The sequence below is a fragment of the Metallosphaera javensis (ex Hofmann et al. 2022) genome (assembly GCF_022064045.1).
Taxonomy (GTDB): Archaea; Thermoproteota; Thermoprotei_A; order Sulfolobales; family Sulfolobaceae; genus Metallosphaera; species Metallosphaera javensis.
The window spans coordinates 1-14,905 of sequence record NZ_JAKNCW010000021.1 but is presented as its reverse complement, the minus strand read 5'-3'; the positions used below and the strand labels follow the sequence as shown (position 1 = coordinate 14,905).

Annotated in this window: 16 protein-coding genes and 2 tRNA genes; 7 read left to right on the top strand and 11 right to left on the bottom strand. The window is 45.5% G+C overall.

Features of this window, described 5'->3' with window-relative positions:
- Positions 1-16: 16 nt before the first annotated feature.
- Positions 17-682 carry a hypothetical protein gene (locus L3N51_RS10810; protein ID WP_238027229.1) on the top strand — a complete coding sequence of 222 codons (666 nt, stop codon included), beginning with the start codon at positions 17-19 and terminating at the stop codon, positions 680-682.
- Here the strand turns inward: L3N51_RS10810 and dcd are convergent.
- Entirely contained in the window at positions 672-1,190 is a 519-nt protein-coding gene (gene dcd / locus L3N51_RS10805; protein WP_238027246.1) for a dCTP deaminase, read from the bottom strand. The genes L3N51_RS10810 and dcd overlap by 11 nt on opposite strands.
- Before the next feature lie 140 nt (positions 1,191-1,330).
- On the opposite strand from dcd, the gene L3N51_RS10800 reads away from it, so the two are divergent.
- Both L3N51_RS10800 and L3N51_RS10795 read left to right on the top strand, forming a co-directional pair.
- The gene (locus tag L3N51_RS10800; protein ID WP_238027228.1) at positions 1,331-3,127 is read left to right on the top strand and encodes an ATP-dependent DNA ligase; all 1,797 of its coding nucleotides are present in this window, start codon (positions 1,331-1,333) and stop codon (positions 3,125-3,127) included.
- A 22-nt stretch (positions 3,128-3,149) separates the two neighbouring features.
- On the top strand, positions 3,150-4,136 hold the full coding sequence (locus L3N51_RS10795) for an MBL fold metallo-hydrolase (protein WP_238027227.1): 987 nt from the start codon (positions 3,150-3,152) through the stop codon (positions 4,134-4,136).
- A gap of 3 nt (positions 4,137-4,139) precedes the next feature.
- Here L3N51_RS10795 and L3N51_RS10790 read toward each other — a convergent pair whose 3' ends face one another.
- The 3 genes from L3N51_RS10790 to L3N51_RS10780 all read right to left on the bottom strand — a co-directional run bounded on the left by L3N51_RS10790 (position 4,140) and on the right by L3N51_RS10780 (position 6,519).
- Entirely contained in the window at positions 4,140-4,643 is a 504-nt protein-coding gene (locus L3N51_RS10790; RefSeq protein WP_238027226.1) for a biotin/lipoyl-binding protein, read from the bottom strand.
- Entirely contained in the window at positions 4,640-6,172 is a 1,533-nt protein-coding gene (locus tag L3N51_RS10785) for an acetyl-CoA carboxylase biotin carboxylase subunit (protein WP_238027225.1), read from the bottom strand. The genes L3N51_RS10790 and L3N51_RS10785 overlap by 4 nt, the downstream gene beginning before the upstream one ends.
- 77 nt (positions 6,173-6,249) lie before the next feature.
- Complete coding sequence (locus L3N51_RS10780) at positions 6,250-6,519, bottom strand: hypothetical protein (protein WP_238027224.1); 270 nt, start codon at positions 6,517-6,519, stop codon at positions 6,250-6,252.
- A gap of 235 nt (positions 6,520-6,754) precedes the next feature.
- Between L3N51_RS10780 and L3N51_RS10775 the strand changes: the two genes are divergently transcribed.
- A tRNA-Met gene (locus L3N51_RS10775) sits at positions 6,755-6,852 on the top strand.
- 128 nt (positions 6,853-6,980) lie between these two features.
- Here the strand turns inward: L3N51_RS10775 and rimI are convergent.
- Positions 6,981-7,481 carry a ribosomal protein S18-alanine N-acetyltransferase gene (gene rimI / locus L3N51_RS10770; protein WP_238027223.1) on the bottom strand — a complete coding sequence of 167 codons (501 nt, stop codon included), beginning with the start codon at positions 7,479-7,481 and terminating at the stop codon, positions 6,981-6,983.
- 49 nt (positions 7,482-7,530) lie between these two features.
- Between rimI and coaBC the strand changes: the two genes are divergently transcribed.
- Together coaBC and L3N51_RS10760 are read left to right on the top strand one after the other, a co-directional pair.
- Positions 7,531-8,760, top strand: coding sequence for a bifunctional phosphopantothenoylcysteine decarboxylase/phosphopantothenate--cysteine ligase CoaBC (gene coaBC / locus L3N51_RS10765; RefSeq protein ID WP_238027222.1), 1,230 nt, complete (start codon positions 7,531-7,533; stop codon positions 8,758-8,760).
- Between the two features lie 19 nt (positions 8,761-8,779).
- Positions 8,780-8,854 (top strand) — tRNA-His (locus tag L3N51_RS10760).
- A gap of 92 nt (positions 8,855-8,946) precedes the next feature.
- Here the strand turns inward: L3N51_RS10760 and L3N51_RS10755 are convergent.
- The 6 genes from L3N51_RS10755 to L3N51_RS10730 form a co-directional block, all read right to left on the bottom strand.
- Positions 8,947-10,140, bottom strand: coding sequence for a glycosyltransferase (locus tag L3N51_RS10755; protein WP_238027221.1), 1,194 nt, complete (start codon positions 10,138-10,140; stop codon positions 8,947-8,949).
- Positions 10,137-10,796: a DUF5752 family protein gene (locus L3N51_RS10750; protein ID WP_238027220.1), complete on the bottom strand. Its 660-nt coding sequence runs from the start codon at positions 10,794-10,796 to the stop codon at positions 10,137-10,139. Before L3N51_RS10750 ends, L3N51_RS10755 begins: the two co-directional genes overlap by 4 nt.
- 87 nt (positions 10,797-10,883) lie before the next feature.
- A complete protein-coding gene (locus tag L3N51_RS10745) occupies positions 10,884-11,318 on the bottom strand; it encodes a hypothetical protein (RefSeq protein WP_238027219.1) in 435 nt (144 codons plus the stop codon).
- Complete coding sequence (locus L3N51_RS10740) at positions 11,299-12,186, bottom strand: triphosphoribosyl-dephospho-CoA synthase (protein ID WP_238027218.1); 888 nt, start codon at positions 12,184-12,186, stop codon at positions 11,299-11,301. Before L3N51_RS10740 ends, L3N51_RS10745 begins: the two co-directional genes overlap by 20 nt.
- On the bottom strand, positions 12,143-13,036 hold the full coding sequence (locus tag L3N51_RS10735; RefSeq protein ID WP_238027217.1) for a hypothetical protein: 894 nt from the start codon (positions 13,034-13,036) through the stop codon (positions 12,143-12,145). The genes L3N51_RS10740 and L3N51_RS10735 overlap by 44 nt, the downstream gene beginning before the upstream one ends.
- Positions 12,997-13,890 carry a DUF1464 family protein gene (locus L3N51_RS10730; protein ID WP_238027216.1) on the bottom strand — a complete coding sequence of 298 codons (894 nt, stop codon included), beginning with the start codon at positions 13,888-13,890 and terminating at the stop codon, positions 12,997-12,999. Before L3N51_RS10730 ends, L3N51_RS10735 begins: the two co-directional genes overlap by 40 nt.
- 124 nt (positions 13,891-14,014) lie before the next feature.
- On the opposite strand from L3N51_RS10730, the gene L3N51_RS10725 reads away from it, so the two are divergent.
- Positions 14,015-14,551, top strand: coding sequence for a hypothetical protein (locus L3N51_RS10725; RefSeq protein ID WP_238027215.1), 537 nt, complete (start codon positions 14,015-14,017; stop codon positions 14,549-14,551).
- Positions 14,552-14,905 lie beyond the last annotated feature (354 nt).

The window sequence follows — 14,905 nt, the reverse complement described above, 5'->3', positions numbered from 1 at the left end:
TTGAGATATTTCTTAGATGAGAAGTCTCATTATAAAGTTGTCAGATGAGGAATTCAAGAGACTGGAGGAGGAAGCTAGGAATAACGGTTTTGTACTCCTTTCAGAGTATGTGAAATATAGGTTATTCGGTAACTCTTTCACTTTCAGTCCAAGATCTCAAGATACTAAAACGATTGAAGATGTGGTTAACCCTCTTACCGTGGAGCTACTTAATGTGAAGAAAAAGCTTGGAGAACTGGCTGAGAGGGTGGAAACTATTGAGACAACTATCTCGACAAAACCAGGAACTCAGCCCCAGGAAATGAAGAGAGATAGGAGAGATGAGCGAAAAGAGGAAAAAAGGCCACCTCAACAGCAGGAGAGGAGAAGCGCTATAGACTATCTTAAGGAACAGGGGGTGATGTACGAGAGCAAGTTATCTAATCTCAAAAACCCTGACGCCTTCTTTGATAGATTGGAATCGCAGGGGGCTAAAATAATCTGGACCGCTGAGGAGAGAATAGCTGTGGATCCCATATTCTTTCAGAATTTCCTCAATAAGTTAACCCAAATCCACACACCAGACGAGACCGAAGCCCAGAAGTATCTATCGAAACAGGAACATGAACTGTTCCAAAAACTCAGGAAGACTGGAAGCATTTATTTCGATAATCAAGATAAATTCTGGAAACTCACTTCGTGAACTTTGGTGTGGTAACTCCCTTTTGTCCCTGATATTTTCCCTTGTAGGGATTCTCCACGGGCGTCAGTGTTTTCGCAAAGATTAGATGAAGGAACCTAGTCCCTTTCCTCAATTTTATGGGAAATCCAGACCCCATTACCTCTATGGTCAGCTGTCCCTCAAAGCCTGCATCAACGATAGTGGGAGGAACTAGAAGGCCCAGTCTGGCGAAACTGGACCTCATGTTCACGAATGCCATCACATCTGGAGGAAGCCTGAGATATTCCTCTGTTACCATCAGGACATGTTCGTTGGGCCAGATGATGAACTCATCCCCCTTCTCCCTGATGAAGAACTCATCCGGGTTCATACCTTCCTCGAAGGGCTTATCCACTTTCTTGAACCTGGCGATCTCACCACCTACTCTCATATCAATTCCGTTTTCCCTAACGCTATCTTCTGTCAGTGGATCCACTAGAATCCACTTCTTCTCCAAGTAGTATTTGAGATCCCTATCTCCCAGAATCATCTCCTTTACAATATTCTCCAATTGTGTTGATAAGGTAGATGGCCCCAATCACAACATCAGAGTAACTCTGATACTTCATCACTCAGCTCCTAGCCCTCATCACTAATCCTATTTAAGTTGCCACTTACAAATAATCATATATGAAGTTTAAGCTTATCGCGGAATATTTTGATAGACTTGAAAAAATATCCTCTAGAATACAGCTAACATCTCTACTTTCTGACCTATTCAAGAACACTGATAGGGAGGTAATAGACAAGGTGGTATACCTGATTCAGGGAAGGTTATGGCCAGACTTCACTGGAATGCCTGAGATAGGCATGGGCGAGAAATTCCTGATTAAGGCTGTTGCAATGGCATACGGGAATAAGGAGGAAGAGGTAGAAAAATTGTATAAGAGCGTAGGTGACTTGGGTGAAGTTGCCTACTCTTTGAGGAGTAAGGTAAAGGGAGTCAGTATTTTATCCTTCGTTGGAGGATCTCAGGAAGCCGGAGAGCTTGAAGTCACTGAGGTCTACAATGAGCTGGTAAAGATAGCCACTAGCACTGGAGAGGGAAGCAGAGACATCAAAATAAGAATCTTCGCGGGTCTGATCAAGAAGGCAACTCCCATAGAGGCCAAGTACCTGGTAAGGTTCGTTGAGGGTAGATTGAGGCTGGGAATAGGTGACGCAACAGTGCTAGATGCCCTAGCCATAACATATGGTGGGTCGGCAGACTACAGACCCATAGTGGAAAGGGCTTACAACCTGAGGGCCGACCTAGGCGATATAGCTAGGATAATAGCGACCGAAGGAATAGAGAAGTTGAAAAATATTTCTCCAACTCCTGGAATTCCTATTAGACCAATGCTGGCTGAGAGGCTACCTGATCCTGAGGAGATAATGGAAAAGATGAACGGAAAGGCCCTGGTGGATTACAAATATGATGGTGAAAGGGCTCAGATTCACAAGAGCGGAGATAAGGTAACCATCTTCTCCAGGAGAATGGAAAATATAACCGATCAGTACATTGATGTTACGGAATACGTCAAGCAATTCGTCAAGGGCGATAATTTCATTGTAGAGGGCGAGATCGTACCCGTGGATCCGGAAAGCGGTGAAATGAGACCTTTCCAGGAACTTATGCATAGAAGAAGGAAAAACAACATCGCTGAGGCTATCAAGGAATATCCAGTAAACCTTTTCCTTTTCGATTTAATGCTCTTTAATGGCGAGGACTACACCACCAAACCACTTCCGGAGAGAAGGGCCAAACTGGAGGAGGCCTTAACCAGTAACGACAAGATTTATATTGCTTCGCATATAATTGCTGATAATGTAGATAAACTGAAAAACTACTTCTACCAGGCGATATCTGAGGGTGCTGAAGGCGTTATGGTAAAATCCATAGGGCCTGACTCCATATATCAGGCAGGATCAAGAGGGTGGCTTTGGATCAAGTTAAAGAGGGATTACCAAAGTGAGATGGCCGACACGGTGGATCTGGTAGTTGTGGGAGCCTTTTACGGAAAGGGTAAGAGGGGCGGTAAGTTCAGTTCCCTACTGATGGCCGCTTATAACCCTGAGAAGGACGTGTTCGAGACAGTTTGTAAGGTAGCCTCTGGTTTCAGCGATCAGGAACTGGATGAATTGCAGAGGAAAATAAACGAGCTGAGGAGGGAGCAGAAACATCCGAGGGTAGTATCTGACATGATCCCAGATGTCTGGGTGTCTCCGACCCTTGTGGCTGAGGTAATAGGCGCCGAAATAACCATCTCTCCCCTTCATACATGTTGCAGGAACGAGAAAGGAGGACTCTCTATAAGATTTCCGAGATTCATCAGATGGAGAGATGATAAGAGCCCTGAAGATGCCACAACCAACCAAGAGATCATGGAGATGTACTCAAAACAGCTCAAGAAGATCGAGGAAAAGCCTGTAGATGAAAATATCTAGATCTAAGAGCTATTACCTCTGAATGAATGTTCGTATAGAGAGGAATGGCGCTATACTCATTGGTGAAAATTTCACCGTAGACGGACATTGGAAGAGGAACTTCAGGATAGTCACACACTTTCATTCGGATCACACACTGCAACTTTCCAGTAGCGTGAAAGAATGTATAGGGGTAATAGCTACTCCCCCGACCATGAAGGTGCTGGAGGTCCTCGGTTACAAGATAGCCAAAAACAAGAGGCTGGATCTGAACTATGGAGTAACCATTAACGTGGATCATGAGAGACTAACCCTCCACCCCTCAGATCACGTTTTTGGATCTGCTCAGGTGGAGATTGTTACAGCAAGCCAGGAGACGATAGCCTACACTGGGGATTTCAAAAACCCAGTGAAGGGAACTCCCATACTCAATCCTGACGTCCTGATCATTGAGTCGACCTACGGAAAGCCGGAATTCACAAGGAAATTCAAGGGAGAGGTTGAACAGTTGATGTCCGATACAGTTAACGATGCGGTGGTGAAAATGCCTGTCAGAATATACGGATATCACGGTAAACTGCAGGAGGTAATGAGGGTACTACGGAGGAACGGTATAATAGCCCCCTTCGTGGTTAGCGGAAAAGTGGAGGATATAACTAGAATTGCCATCTCAAGCGGAATGGAACTAAGCGACGTTTTTTCCAGGGAGGAGGCGGAAGCTCAGGGTATACTTAGGGACGGATGGTACATAGAGTTCCTACACTTCAATCAATTCAAGAACAGGGATTCCCTACATGTTAATTTCCTTCTTTCTGGGTGGGAATTTGAAACACCTATTAAGAGGATAGATAAAGTCTCCTCTAGTATAGCGTTCAGCGATCATGCTGACTTTGAGGACCTCATTTATTACGTGGATAACTCCAAGGCAAAACTGGTAATTGCAGAAGGTGGAAGAAGAGGTTACTCAAAGGAACTCTCTAAACATATAAGAAATATTCTAAAAAGAAACTCAATAAGTCTTCCAGAATAGCTATTACTTTATCACGATCAGAATATCTCCCTTCTTTACTCCCTGGCCTGCCTTGACCAATATCTTCTCCACTAACCCGCTTATGGGGGCCGACACTATGGTCTCGGATTTCATAGCCTCAATTGATAAGAGGGGTTGTCCCTTGTTTACGGCATCTCCTTCCTTAACTCTTACCTGAACTACCCTACCCTGCAATGGTGATATAACCTCACCCTCCTTGCCCTTAATCATTTCGTCCAGTGTTTGTCCTTCCTGCGTCGGAAGCTCGGTAACCCTCTCAGCTCTGAATATCTTGGCGTTGTCAAGGATTATCCAGCCGTTGTCTAGGAAGACTCTATGCAATTCACCGTTGATCTTGAGGATAATCTCCCCCTCTCTGGTGCCTTGACCGACATATTCTATTTCAAACTCGTTATTCTCGGTCTTCAATCTGTCCTTATTGTCCTTCTGGTCTTGGGCAACTATGAAGGCATCTCCACTATCCGAGTGAACCCTGTAGAGCTTCATCCCCACATCACCCTGGGAGAACTCTGCATCATTATACCGTAATTCTTCCATCCTGATCCCGGCTTTGCCTGCTCTTGAGGGGCGGAAACTTTCTTCCTGAGAAGTCCTCTGCTTTGGAGAACCACAGCTACTGAGGCCATCATCTCTTCTTCCTCCTTCAACTTCTTAACCATTGAGTCAACCTTCTGAGAGATGTAGGCAGTGCTAAACCTTCCTTCCTGAAAATCTGGATCCCTCATTATGAGCTTGTACAAAGGTATAGTGGTTTTAACTCCACCAATCTTGTAGTCATCAAGAGCTCTCATGGCGGTCTGTATTGCATACTGTCTATCCTCTCCGTAGACTATTAACTTCGAGACTAGTGAATCGTAGAAGGGGGGTACCCAACTTCCCTCAGTTACACCGCTATCCATTCTAACACCCGGTCCGGTGGGCTCTCTATAATATGTGATGAAACCTGAACTTCCACTGAAATTGTTTATGGGATCTTCCGCATTTATCCTAAACTCTATTGCTGCACCTCTCGCCCTCTTGTTGAGTTCCTCCTGGGTGAAGGGTAAATGCTCTCCAGCGGCGAGTCTTATCTGCAATTTCACCAAGTCAATCCTGAATATTAACTCTGTGATGGGGTGCTCCACTTGAAGCCTCTTGTTTAACTCCAGGAAGTAGAACTCCCTGGTGACATCAGAGAACACTGTTTCGAAGGTACCCAACGTAAAGTAGTTAATTAACTTTCCATATTTATAGATGGGTTCAAACATTCGTGATCTCTCTTCCATGGTGATGGCTGGAGACGGTGCCTCCTCAATCAGCTTTTGATTTCTCCTCTGGATTGTACACTCCCTCTCCCACGCTACCACATAGTTTCCATACTTGTCGCCAATCAGCTGAAACTCAATGTGCCTTGGATTAACAGCAGCCTTCTCTATATAAAGGTCTGCCCTTCCGAAAGCCTGTTTTGCTAACCTCTTGTTCCTTTCCCACACATCAATGAGCTGATCTGGGGTATCAACCTTTGTTATACCAACTCCTCCACCTCCGCTGGCGGCCTTGACCATGATAGGATATCCTATCTTTTCCGCCAGCTTCAAGGCCTCATCAAGGGACTCCACAGGACCGTCAGATCCTGGTGCTATGGGCACTCCTGATAACTGAGCTATCCTCTTCCCGTCAAGCTTATCCTTTATCTTCCTCATTACCTCTGCGGAGGGACCAATATAGGTCATGCCTGCCTTCTCCACTGCTTCTACGAAGTCTGCGTTCTCTGACAGAAATCCGTATCCAGGATGGACTGCGTCTGCGTGTGCCTTCTCTGCAGCATCTATGATATGGGGTATGTTAAGGTAACTTTCTAGGGCCGGCGATGGGCCAATGTAGTAGGCTTCATCCGCATATTTCACGTGCAATGCGTATTTGTCCGCCTCGGAGTAAACAGCGATAGCTGTCATTCCCATTTCCTTTACTGCCTTCATTACCCTTACCGCGATTTCTCCTCTATTTGCGACCAAAACTCTACCAAACGGTGGCATAAGAATCGCATAAATTATGCTCGAATAGTTTAAAAAGTTTTTATATATCTATTTTTCTTATTAGGTTTTATATAATACTATGTAATTTCGCTCAGGTACAGGATATGGCTTCTGGGAAATTCGATAGACAGGACCTCTCTCAATAGATCTTTTAGCTGTTCTCCCGATATCTCAAACTCCCTCCTATTATACCCACTTTCGATTATTTTGTATTTATCGTGATCTAAAAAATAGATTTCCAGAAATCTATCCCTTTTATAACTTTCTATTCTCAGACCATTTCCGACTTTGAGTTTCTTGCAGGTTGAGTAAATTATCTTCTGCGCAGATCTGGCTGAAATGATCATGCGAAGATGAAATATTTTTGGGTAATTTAAGTGGTGATGACTTCAGGATGCTCAGAATTTCCAGCGCCAATCACAGTTCATTCGACCCTCTTGTCATCATCAAGTGTGCATATGGACAGCTGGGTATAAAAGATACCTCTTGATCAGCAGTTTATCCTATTGAATATTGGGCCGTCGTACCTCTAGGAAAGATTTAAATGACCCATTGATCCTATTAGTCTCGGTAGGGTAAAACAGCGGCGTAGGCCAGCCTGGTAGGCCGCAGGGCTCATATATGGGTATAATGCCCGTTGAGAAACCCTGAGGTCCCTGGTTCAAGTCCAGGCGCCGCTACTCCCCCTACCTCCACCTTGTAACGAGAAACTCATTGCCTGAAGGAGAATCTGAATCCCTAGATCATACATACATTATATCGCAGAGCAAAAACATATTAGGCTTCCCTTGAGGACGTGGAGGCCTTCTCAGAGTGGAGCTGCCATGAGGTAGGCATCCTCGCCATCAGCGTAGTAATGTTTCAGTAGCTTTACCTTTTTGTAACCTACTTTCTCATAAAGTGAGATCGCAGGATAATTGCTAACCCTCACTTCAAGGTAAACTTCCTCCGCCCCATATACTGACTTCATCTTCTCCATGGAGGATGCAAGAAGATGCTTAGCTATCCCTCTTCTCCTGTAACCCTCTAGTACGGCAATGGAAACCACATGACCCTTCTTCACAAGGGGAATGAACGATCTGAGGTTGCTGAATCCCGTCTCTATCCTGGGCATAATGTAACCAACCACCTCCCCATCAACGGTAGCCACGAAAAATGCCTCTCCCCAATCTCTCACATGCTCCACGAAGAAGTAGTAGGGGTAGTTCTCCGGTAATGTTAACCTGTTAATCTTTATGATGGCGTCAATGTCATCTGCCCGAACAGTCCTTATAGTAAACCCTCTCTTCTCTTCAACCGTTTCGACCATGCTATAATGCTTTATAACGGTAGAATATATACATGCGTGAAGATAACTGATGCATCCTTCTAAGAAAATTGTAGGGACAATAAGCAAAGAGCTTCTTGGGAAGTCCATCCTGCTAGGAGTTACTGGTAGCATATCCCTGTACAGGTCACTGGATCTGGCCAGAGCCCTCATGAGAAGGGGAAGCGAGATCAGAGTGATTATGAGCTCGGAAGCAGCTAGGCTGATTTCCCCCGATATGTTCCTCTGGGCAACTGGTAATAACGTGATTACCCAGTTAACGGGGGAACTGGAACACGTGGAGTTGGCAGAAGAGAATGATGGATTTCTGATTGCCCCTGCAACTGCAAACACGATCGTGAAACTCGCGGAGGGAATAGCTGACACTCCCCTAGTCTCCACGGCACTTAATTTCATGGGTTTGGGAAAGCCTGTATGCGTTGTTCCAGCAATGCATCTGCCCATGTATCAATCTCCACAGGTGAGGAGGGCGGTTTTAAGGCTCAGGGAGATGTCCGTTAGGGTAGTAGAGCCTGAGATTGTGAATGACTTAGCACACTACCCGGATGTGGAGCTCATCACCTGGAGTTTCATTGCCCACATATTGAGGGGAGAGGATCTCAAGGGAGTGAAGATGATAGTAACCGCTGGTCCCACCAGAGAGTATATGGATCCCGTGAGATACATAAGCAACCCCAGCAGTGGAACCATGGGCGTATCGATAGCTAACGAGGCACATTTCAGGGGGGCAGAAGTGTATCTTGTTCACGGTCCCCTAAATTCCAAGGTTAAGAACTTTGTACCAAACACGGTGAACGTGGAATCCACATCAGAAATGAGAGACGCTGTCGTGTCTCTCGTGGAGAAGGGCTACAGGACCGTAATTATGGCCGCAGCGCCGGCAGACTTTAGATTCAGGCAGAGAAGGGACAAGAAGATAGATAGCCACAGCGAAGTTCCGGTAGTCGAGCTGGAGAAGACCCCCAAGATTTCCCAGGAATTAAGGGGAAAGGCCTTTCTGGTGGGATTCTCCGCTGAGACGGCAGATAACGACGACGAGTTAATAGAGAAGGCAAAGGCCAAGAAGGAGAGACATGGATTCGACATCATCATAGCGAATAACGTTGCTAGAAAGGACATAGGATTCGCTTCAGAATATAATGAAGTAGTAGTTATTGGGAACAACTTCGTCAGAAAGATCGATAAGGACTCAAAAAGCATCATAGCAAGGAATATACTCGATGTGGTCAAGGAAGAGCTTAAAAACAGGGACTTGTTATAGATTTCACTAGTCCATCGTGGCTCAGGTAGCTCAGCTCGGTTAGAGCGCTGGGCTGTGGACCCAGTGGTCCCGGGTTCAAATCCCGGCCTGAGCCCTGCTTTAGATAAATTGAAATTCATCCTCGCTTTAAGGGTGCGAATTAAAATAGCATGATGCATTTCGTATTGGACTTAAAGATAGCATATCTCACCCTTGAATTGACAGTAACATAACCATGAGATAATCCCTGAGCTCCCTAGTCATCAGGAAGTTATTTCTAACGTGTTCCCTAGCATCCTGACCTATCTTCTCTCTCACTTGCTTGTTTCTAAGCAAATAAATCAGATAATGCGTGGCCTCCTCAGGCGTGTTGACCAAGAACCCTGTATATCCATGTATTATTTGCAATGGAATACCTCCAGTGTTACCTCCAATTACTGCTTTCCTCTTCCACATGGCTTCGCTTACGGTTAAGCCGAAACCCTCCTTGATGGATTTTTGCATCACCACGTCTGCTCCCCTCTGAAATGCATTAACCTCCAGATCGCTATCTGGGGGGAGCATCAACAGATGAACATCCTTCACTCCCTCAGCAGCCTTAACTGTCTCCTGGTAAACCTGATCACCCTCAGGATCATCAGATGCAGGACTTCCCAGATAGACCAGTTGCGCATCTATGTGTTTCTTCAAGCCCTTGAAGGCAGATATCACCCCTACGGGATCTTTTGCCCTGTCGAATCTACTTATCTGGGTTACCAGTGGCCTTTGAGGATCCACATCAAACTTTCTCAGGATCCTCTCCACAGTGAATCGTGATATCTCCCTGTTTTTCACGCTCAAGGGATCTATGGACGGAGGAACTATGTACTGTGGAACGTTCAGATCCTCCCTTCCAAAAACTGATGATGACACAATCATGGCATCATATTGCTGAACGTATTTACGAAGGAACTCCCACACCGGTGGATAGGGGTTGGAGATATCTATGTGACATCTCCATATCCACTTTCCCTTCTTTCTAACCTTGATCAAACCCGCAGGCTGAGGATCATGTATAAAGATCACGTCATAATCCAGGGGTATCTCCGAGGCGTTAATGTCTTGCCATTTCTCGTAAATGGAGAAACTGTCCTGGTTTAGGTTCCCCATTCCATTTTGCAGGGAATTATGAAAGGACTTCGTTACGTTAAAGAAATCATTGTCTCCCCTGATAACCTTCCATTGCGTATTTATCCCCAGTTCGTTCATCATAGGAACCAGTTTGCTCAATATCTCGGCAACTCCTCCACCCTTTGGCGTTGAGTTCACGTGAAGTACAGAAAGCCCCTTTAGCTTCTCAGCAATTCTGTAGATGGCATCCAGTTCATTTTCTCCTATTATCTCAGCATATTTTTCTATCATGAGTAGATCACCCTTTCCACTAGCGAGAGAATGTCTTCCCTGAGTACCTCCTCGCTGACATATGTCTGTGGATCTATCTTGGAGAGTCTGTCCGCCAGAGCTGAGGCGTGGAACTCCTGTTCCAGCCAGGCGGAGAAATCATTCCTGCTAGAATATCCCATCACTCGCCTGAACACGAAATGATACACCACGGACCGCATCGTAATGCTGGACAGGACGTCGATGAATTCCCCCACACTCCACGCTCTCTTTCCTGTATCGTATATCACAGGCCTGCAGGTAATGAAGTGAAATGGTCTATCAGCTCTAACCCTGTTCTGGGACGACTCCAGTATCTTGAGAATTTCATCCCTAACCTGTTCCACGGTCTTCGGTTCTGCGCCTTCCACATCAGAAACCTTGTATGCAAGTGATTCATCATGGAGTTCATCTCTAATCCAAAATGCGAAGTCGTTATGCAGATCTTGGGGCACGACGTGACTAGAAAAAATTGGGTGAAATACGTGATAAAAAATTGAATATCCGTCAACTTTTCGTATTCCGTCCATCAACTCCTCAATGGTGTAGGCTTTCCTTCCGGCGTATACTGGAGGATAGTAAGATGCATAGAATTCAAATGGATTTCTAGCTTTTAGATCTAGAAAACTGGCGACCATACGTAATACTGGATTCCTCCCTAATAAAGAATCGAGCTATGATAGGGAAATAATCAAGTTGGGGAAAAAATAGATCCGTATTGCCTACTATATGGCGATAAACCTGTATTTCCCGTTCCCGAAGTATTCTACAAATTGCCCCAGTGAACCTAGACCAACGGAGACTACCCTGGTGCCCTCAAAATCAACTTCCTTCTGTACTTCCGAATGACCATGAAAAACTAGGAGAGGTCTGTGGGTTAGTATCTTAGCCCTCACGGCGAGAGAACCTATGCTAACTCCATTGACGAGGCCGGTTCCAACACCAAAGGGGGGCTCATGTACTATCACGTAGGGAGTCGAAAAATCTACTGAAAGATCTCCTTCCCTGGTGAATAAAAGGTTGTTCCTCTCCATGTACTTCGTTGCGGTTATGCTATCCATCTCCCCTAAAATCCCCTTGAAGTTCCTTATCCTCTGAGGACATTCTACATCCCCTAGCCCTATCACCCTTGCGCCTAACCTATTGAGCCACTCTATCACATCCTCTCTGCAGGAAAGACCTGAAACCATTATTAAAGAGCTCATTCAGTTCATATAGAGCAATTCCTGACGCTATTAAATCAGCTGTGGATCCCGGATTGATTCTACGGGAGATCAGAAACCTGTTTAACTTCTCCAGCTCTCCTTCAGATGGGCAATCTGGGATCTTGGATGCTAGGAGAGATATGTTAAGTGCAGTTCTGCTTCCCCACTTTCTAAGTATCAGCCCATCTGGTTCTTCCGAGAGTAACCTTATGAAGGCGTGCTGAATGGTACGTGTGAAGGAACCGCACCTATTACTCCTCAAGAGCTGGAAAATCCTGAGGGACCTACGATACCCCTCCATCAGCTCCCTGGAAACTGTATCAAACGTGGCAGACCACTCCAAAACCCGCCAAAATTCTAGATCCCCAGATCGGTAGTCCATCCTCTCCATCCTTCCAAGATAACTGGGTTGAATAATGGATAGGCTGTCACTAAACCATTTCCAATCCTCACGCCCCATGGAACGAATCACCTGAGATGCCCTGACAATTAGACCTTCAAGATTAAGGGATGAGGCAGAATACGCTAGGGGTAACAACAGCATTGCCGTCCCCAGAAGGGCGAATCTTCCGCTAGAGACCTTGTACAACAAATCCATGAGGGGAAGTTTCCGATGATAGCCCCTAAGGCAGGCCTCTTGATATGAGCCCTCCAGCTTCATGGCTGAATCCAGAAGATCCCTGTATCTCACCGAGGGGATGTCCTGGGTAGGTCCTGCGTTACCTGGTTTTGGTACGCTTGCCTCAATGAAGGAGGCCAGGCTCAGCAGTCTGCCAACCCTATTGCAGAACCCTGATATTTCCCTTGACCCTTCTATCCCCAATTAGAATCACCCTCTTACCTGAACACTCCAATTCAAGTCCCTTCACCTTCATCAAACCTCCCTTGAACATGGCCATGGAGTAAATACCTTCCCACGATATCACTTCGTAGTAATCGTGGGAGTAAAGCCCAGCCACTGCGGGGTAGAACAATGATCTACAATCACCTTCCATTTCTCCCTCAATTATCACCTCCCTGAGAGGTGAGCATACTTCCCTGCAATAGGGGTGAGGTTTATCATCCACAAAGAGGAATGAGTATCTCATTCCCCTGTACACTCCCCTAGTTCTGACGTCGTAGAGAGACTTTGCCTCCTCCACGTCCAGAGAGTAGTTTCTTGAAGCCTCCCTTATCCACTCTACGTCTGGGCTTCCTCCAGGAAAACTGGACAGGAAGTCGTAGGCATCCTTACAGCCGTAGATCACCATGTCAACATCGGAGTTTGCATGCTCTATACCCACTAGATAGGAACCGGTTATCCCTAGACGTATGTTAGGTATTTTGTCCAGAAGGGAAAACATAGCATGTAGCTCCATTTTTTTCTCATTTGAAAGTATTTTTCTGAATCCTTCCTCCGGGTAAAGATGTCTCCTTACCCTGGACAGTGGGATAATGGGAAATTCCACGCCGTGGCATGGTTCCATTGAAAACACCTGGGGGGAATTAATAAGGTTATGAACACCGTAATATCTCAGAACCCTTTCATAACCCTTCCAGAGACCCCTTCCGGTGTAAATATACTTCGTGTACCCGTATACGTAACCGGGAGGATTCTGGTTGGTGATAACGAACCCTATGTTGCCTTCCCTATCTATGACCGCGTCCTTATCCAAGTAATAGTTTCTTCCCATCCCTCCAGTTCCACGTAATCAATAGGTGTTCCAGTGCTATTAAGCATGTCAATATATTCCTTGAACCTGAATCCGGCGAAAGCTGAGGCTATATAGGCTGCCCCGACCGCTGATTCCTTGAACCTGAAGTCAAACTTTAAGCCAAAAGGAACCCTATCCTTTCTCTTTCCTGAGACCAGCACCGGGACCTGATACTCTTCGGCGTAGTACTTCGCGAACATTTCAGCCACTTCCATCGCTCTTTGGAATGTTCCGGTAGAGTAAATCAGGTTCTTGGTTAAAGGCCTGCGCTGGGATAGGAGATAGGCCACTTCCCCATCCACAAACCCGGCGGAACCAGGCAGGATGGAACTTCCCAAACCGTCTACTATTACTCCATCAAGCACAGCTAGAGCAGATATGAACTTTGAACCTGTCTCCACCAGCACGAAGTCCCTGAACATGGTCCTGTAAAAGAACGCAGATGCAACCTTATCTGCTGTTCCAAGATCGATCATGTTTACCTTTCTGTGCCTTGGCACACTAAGTAATTCAACGACGGAGGGAATGGTTATCCCGGGCAAGCGTTTAGACGCTCTCAAAAACGAGTGTAGAGGCCCTCTCCCTGTTGTTGAAAGTGTCATTTGAAAAATATCATCCTCTTCCAGATCCCTGGCCTTGATAAAGGGAAGACCGTGACCAGAGGGCAGGGAAATTAGGGTTGGTTTATACTTTAGAATATGACCAATTATTGATAGTACGTCTTTTTCCACTTGATCAGTCGGAAACTCCGTGTAATTTATCACCCTCCCCAGCCCATCCACCATTGCCACAGCGTAGGAAGAGGTTCCAGGATCCACGCCTGCGAAAATCATAAAGTGATAGGTGACTTACGGATTACAAGTTTTATGATGAAAATTTTTCCTTGACCGGTGAAAGGAGCGGGCAGCCACTGATTAGCCTTGTAACTTTTTATACGATTGTATACTCTTTTATGCTATGTCGGAGAGGAAAAGGAAATCCAACAGGCATCCGTGTTTTATGGATAAGGGATTACACGTTAAATTGGACCAGTTGGCATCATCCAAGAGGATGAGCTTGTATGATTACACCAACTATTTGTTGAGTAACGCCCTTGAAATAGAGGCCAGCGGGGTTAACCTGAATCAAGTTAAGGAGCTAATCATTGTATTGGGCAAAATCTCTCAGAGTTACAAGGGTACCATAACAATAGCCCCTTTCTCAATGACCGGCAAAGAGGGTGAGTGGCGAGACCTTGGGAAAAGATTAGGAATTATTGCCAAGGAGAGCTTCCAGAATAGTAGGGAAGGAGTGATGAGAATGTGCAAATTTCTTCTGGAAATATTCGGACAAGTTCAGGAAGGAGATAATTATGTAAAAGTGTTGTCGCCTAACCTCATGTCAGAAACCGTGACAAATAACCTGAAAGAGCTTCTGGAGGGATTACTGGAGAGTTCTGCAGTGAAAGGAATGGTGATTCATGATAAGGGAGTGCTGGGGCTGAAAATGGACTGATAGGATTTGGTTTATTACGATAAACCTGCCTGAGTGGAGCCAAGCGTTGTACCATGAAGTTAATAGTTTAAATTATAACTCGTTATAGAATCTTTTTGAAATTATCATCGTATACGTCTCTTGTTACTGAGGCTGTGAAATGAGTGTGTCCATAGTGTCGTCATGTTGGGATATTTCAAAGTTCAAGGAATTCAATGCTAAGCCACGAAGCCATAAAGCTAATTTATGCAAGTTTGACGACACTACGGACAAACTCGTTGAAGGGAGTCAGAAACACGTTAAATTAGTCGTATGTGGAGGCGCAGTCGTTAACCATCTCGGCGAGATCGTCGTAGGAGTAGTCGGGGTGATCCT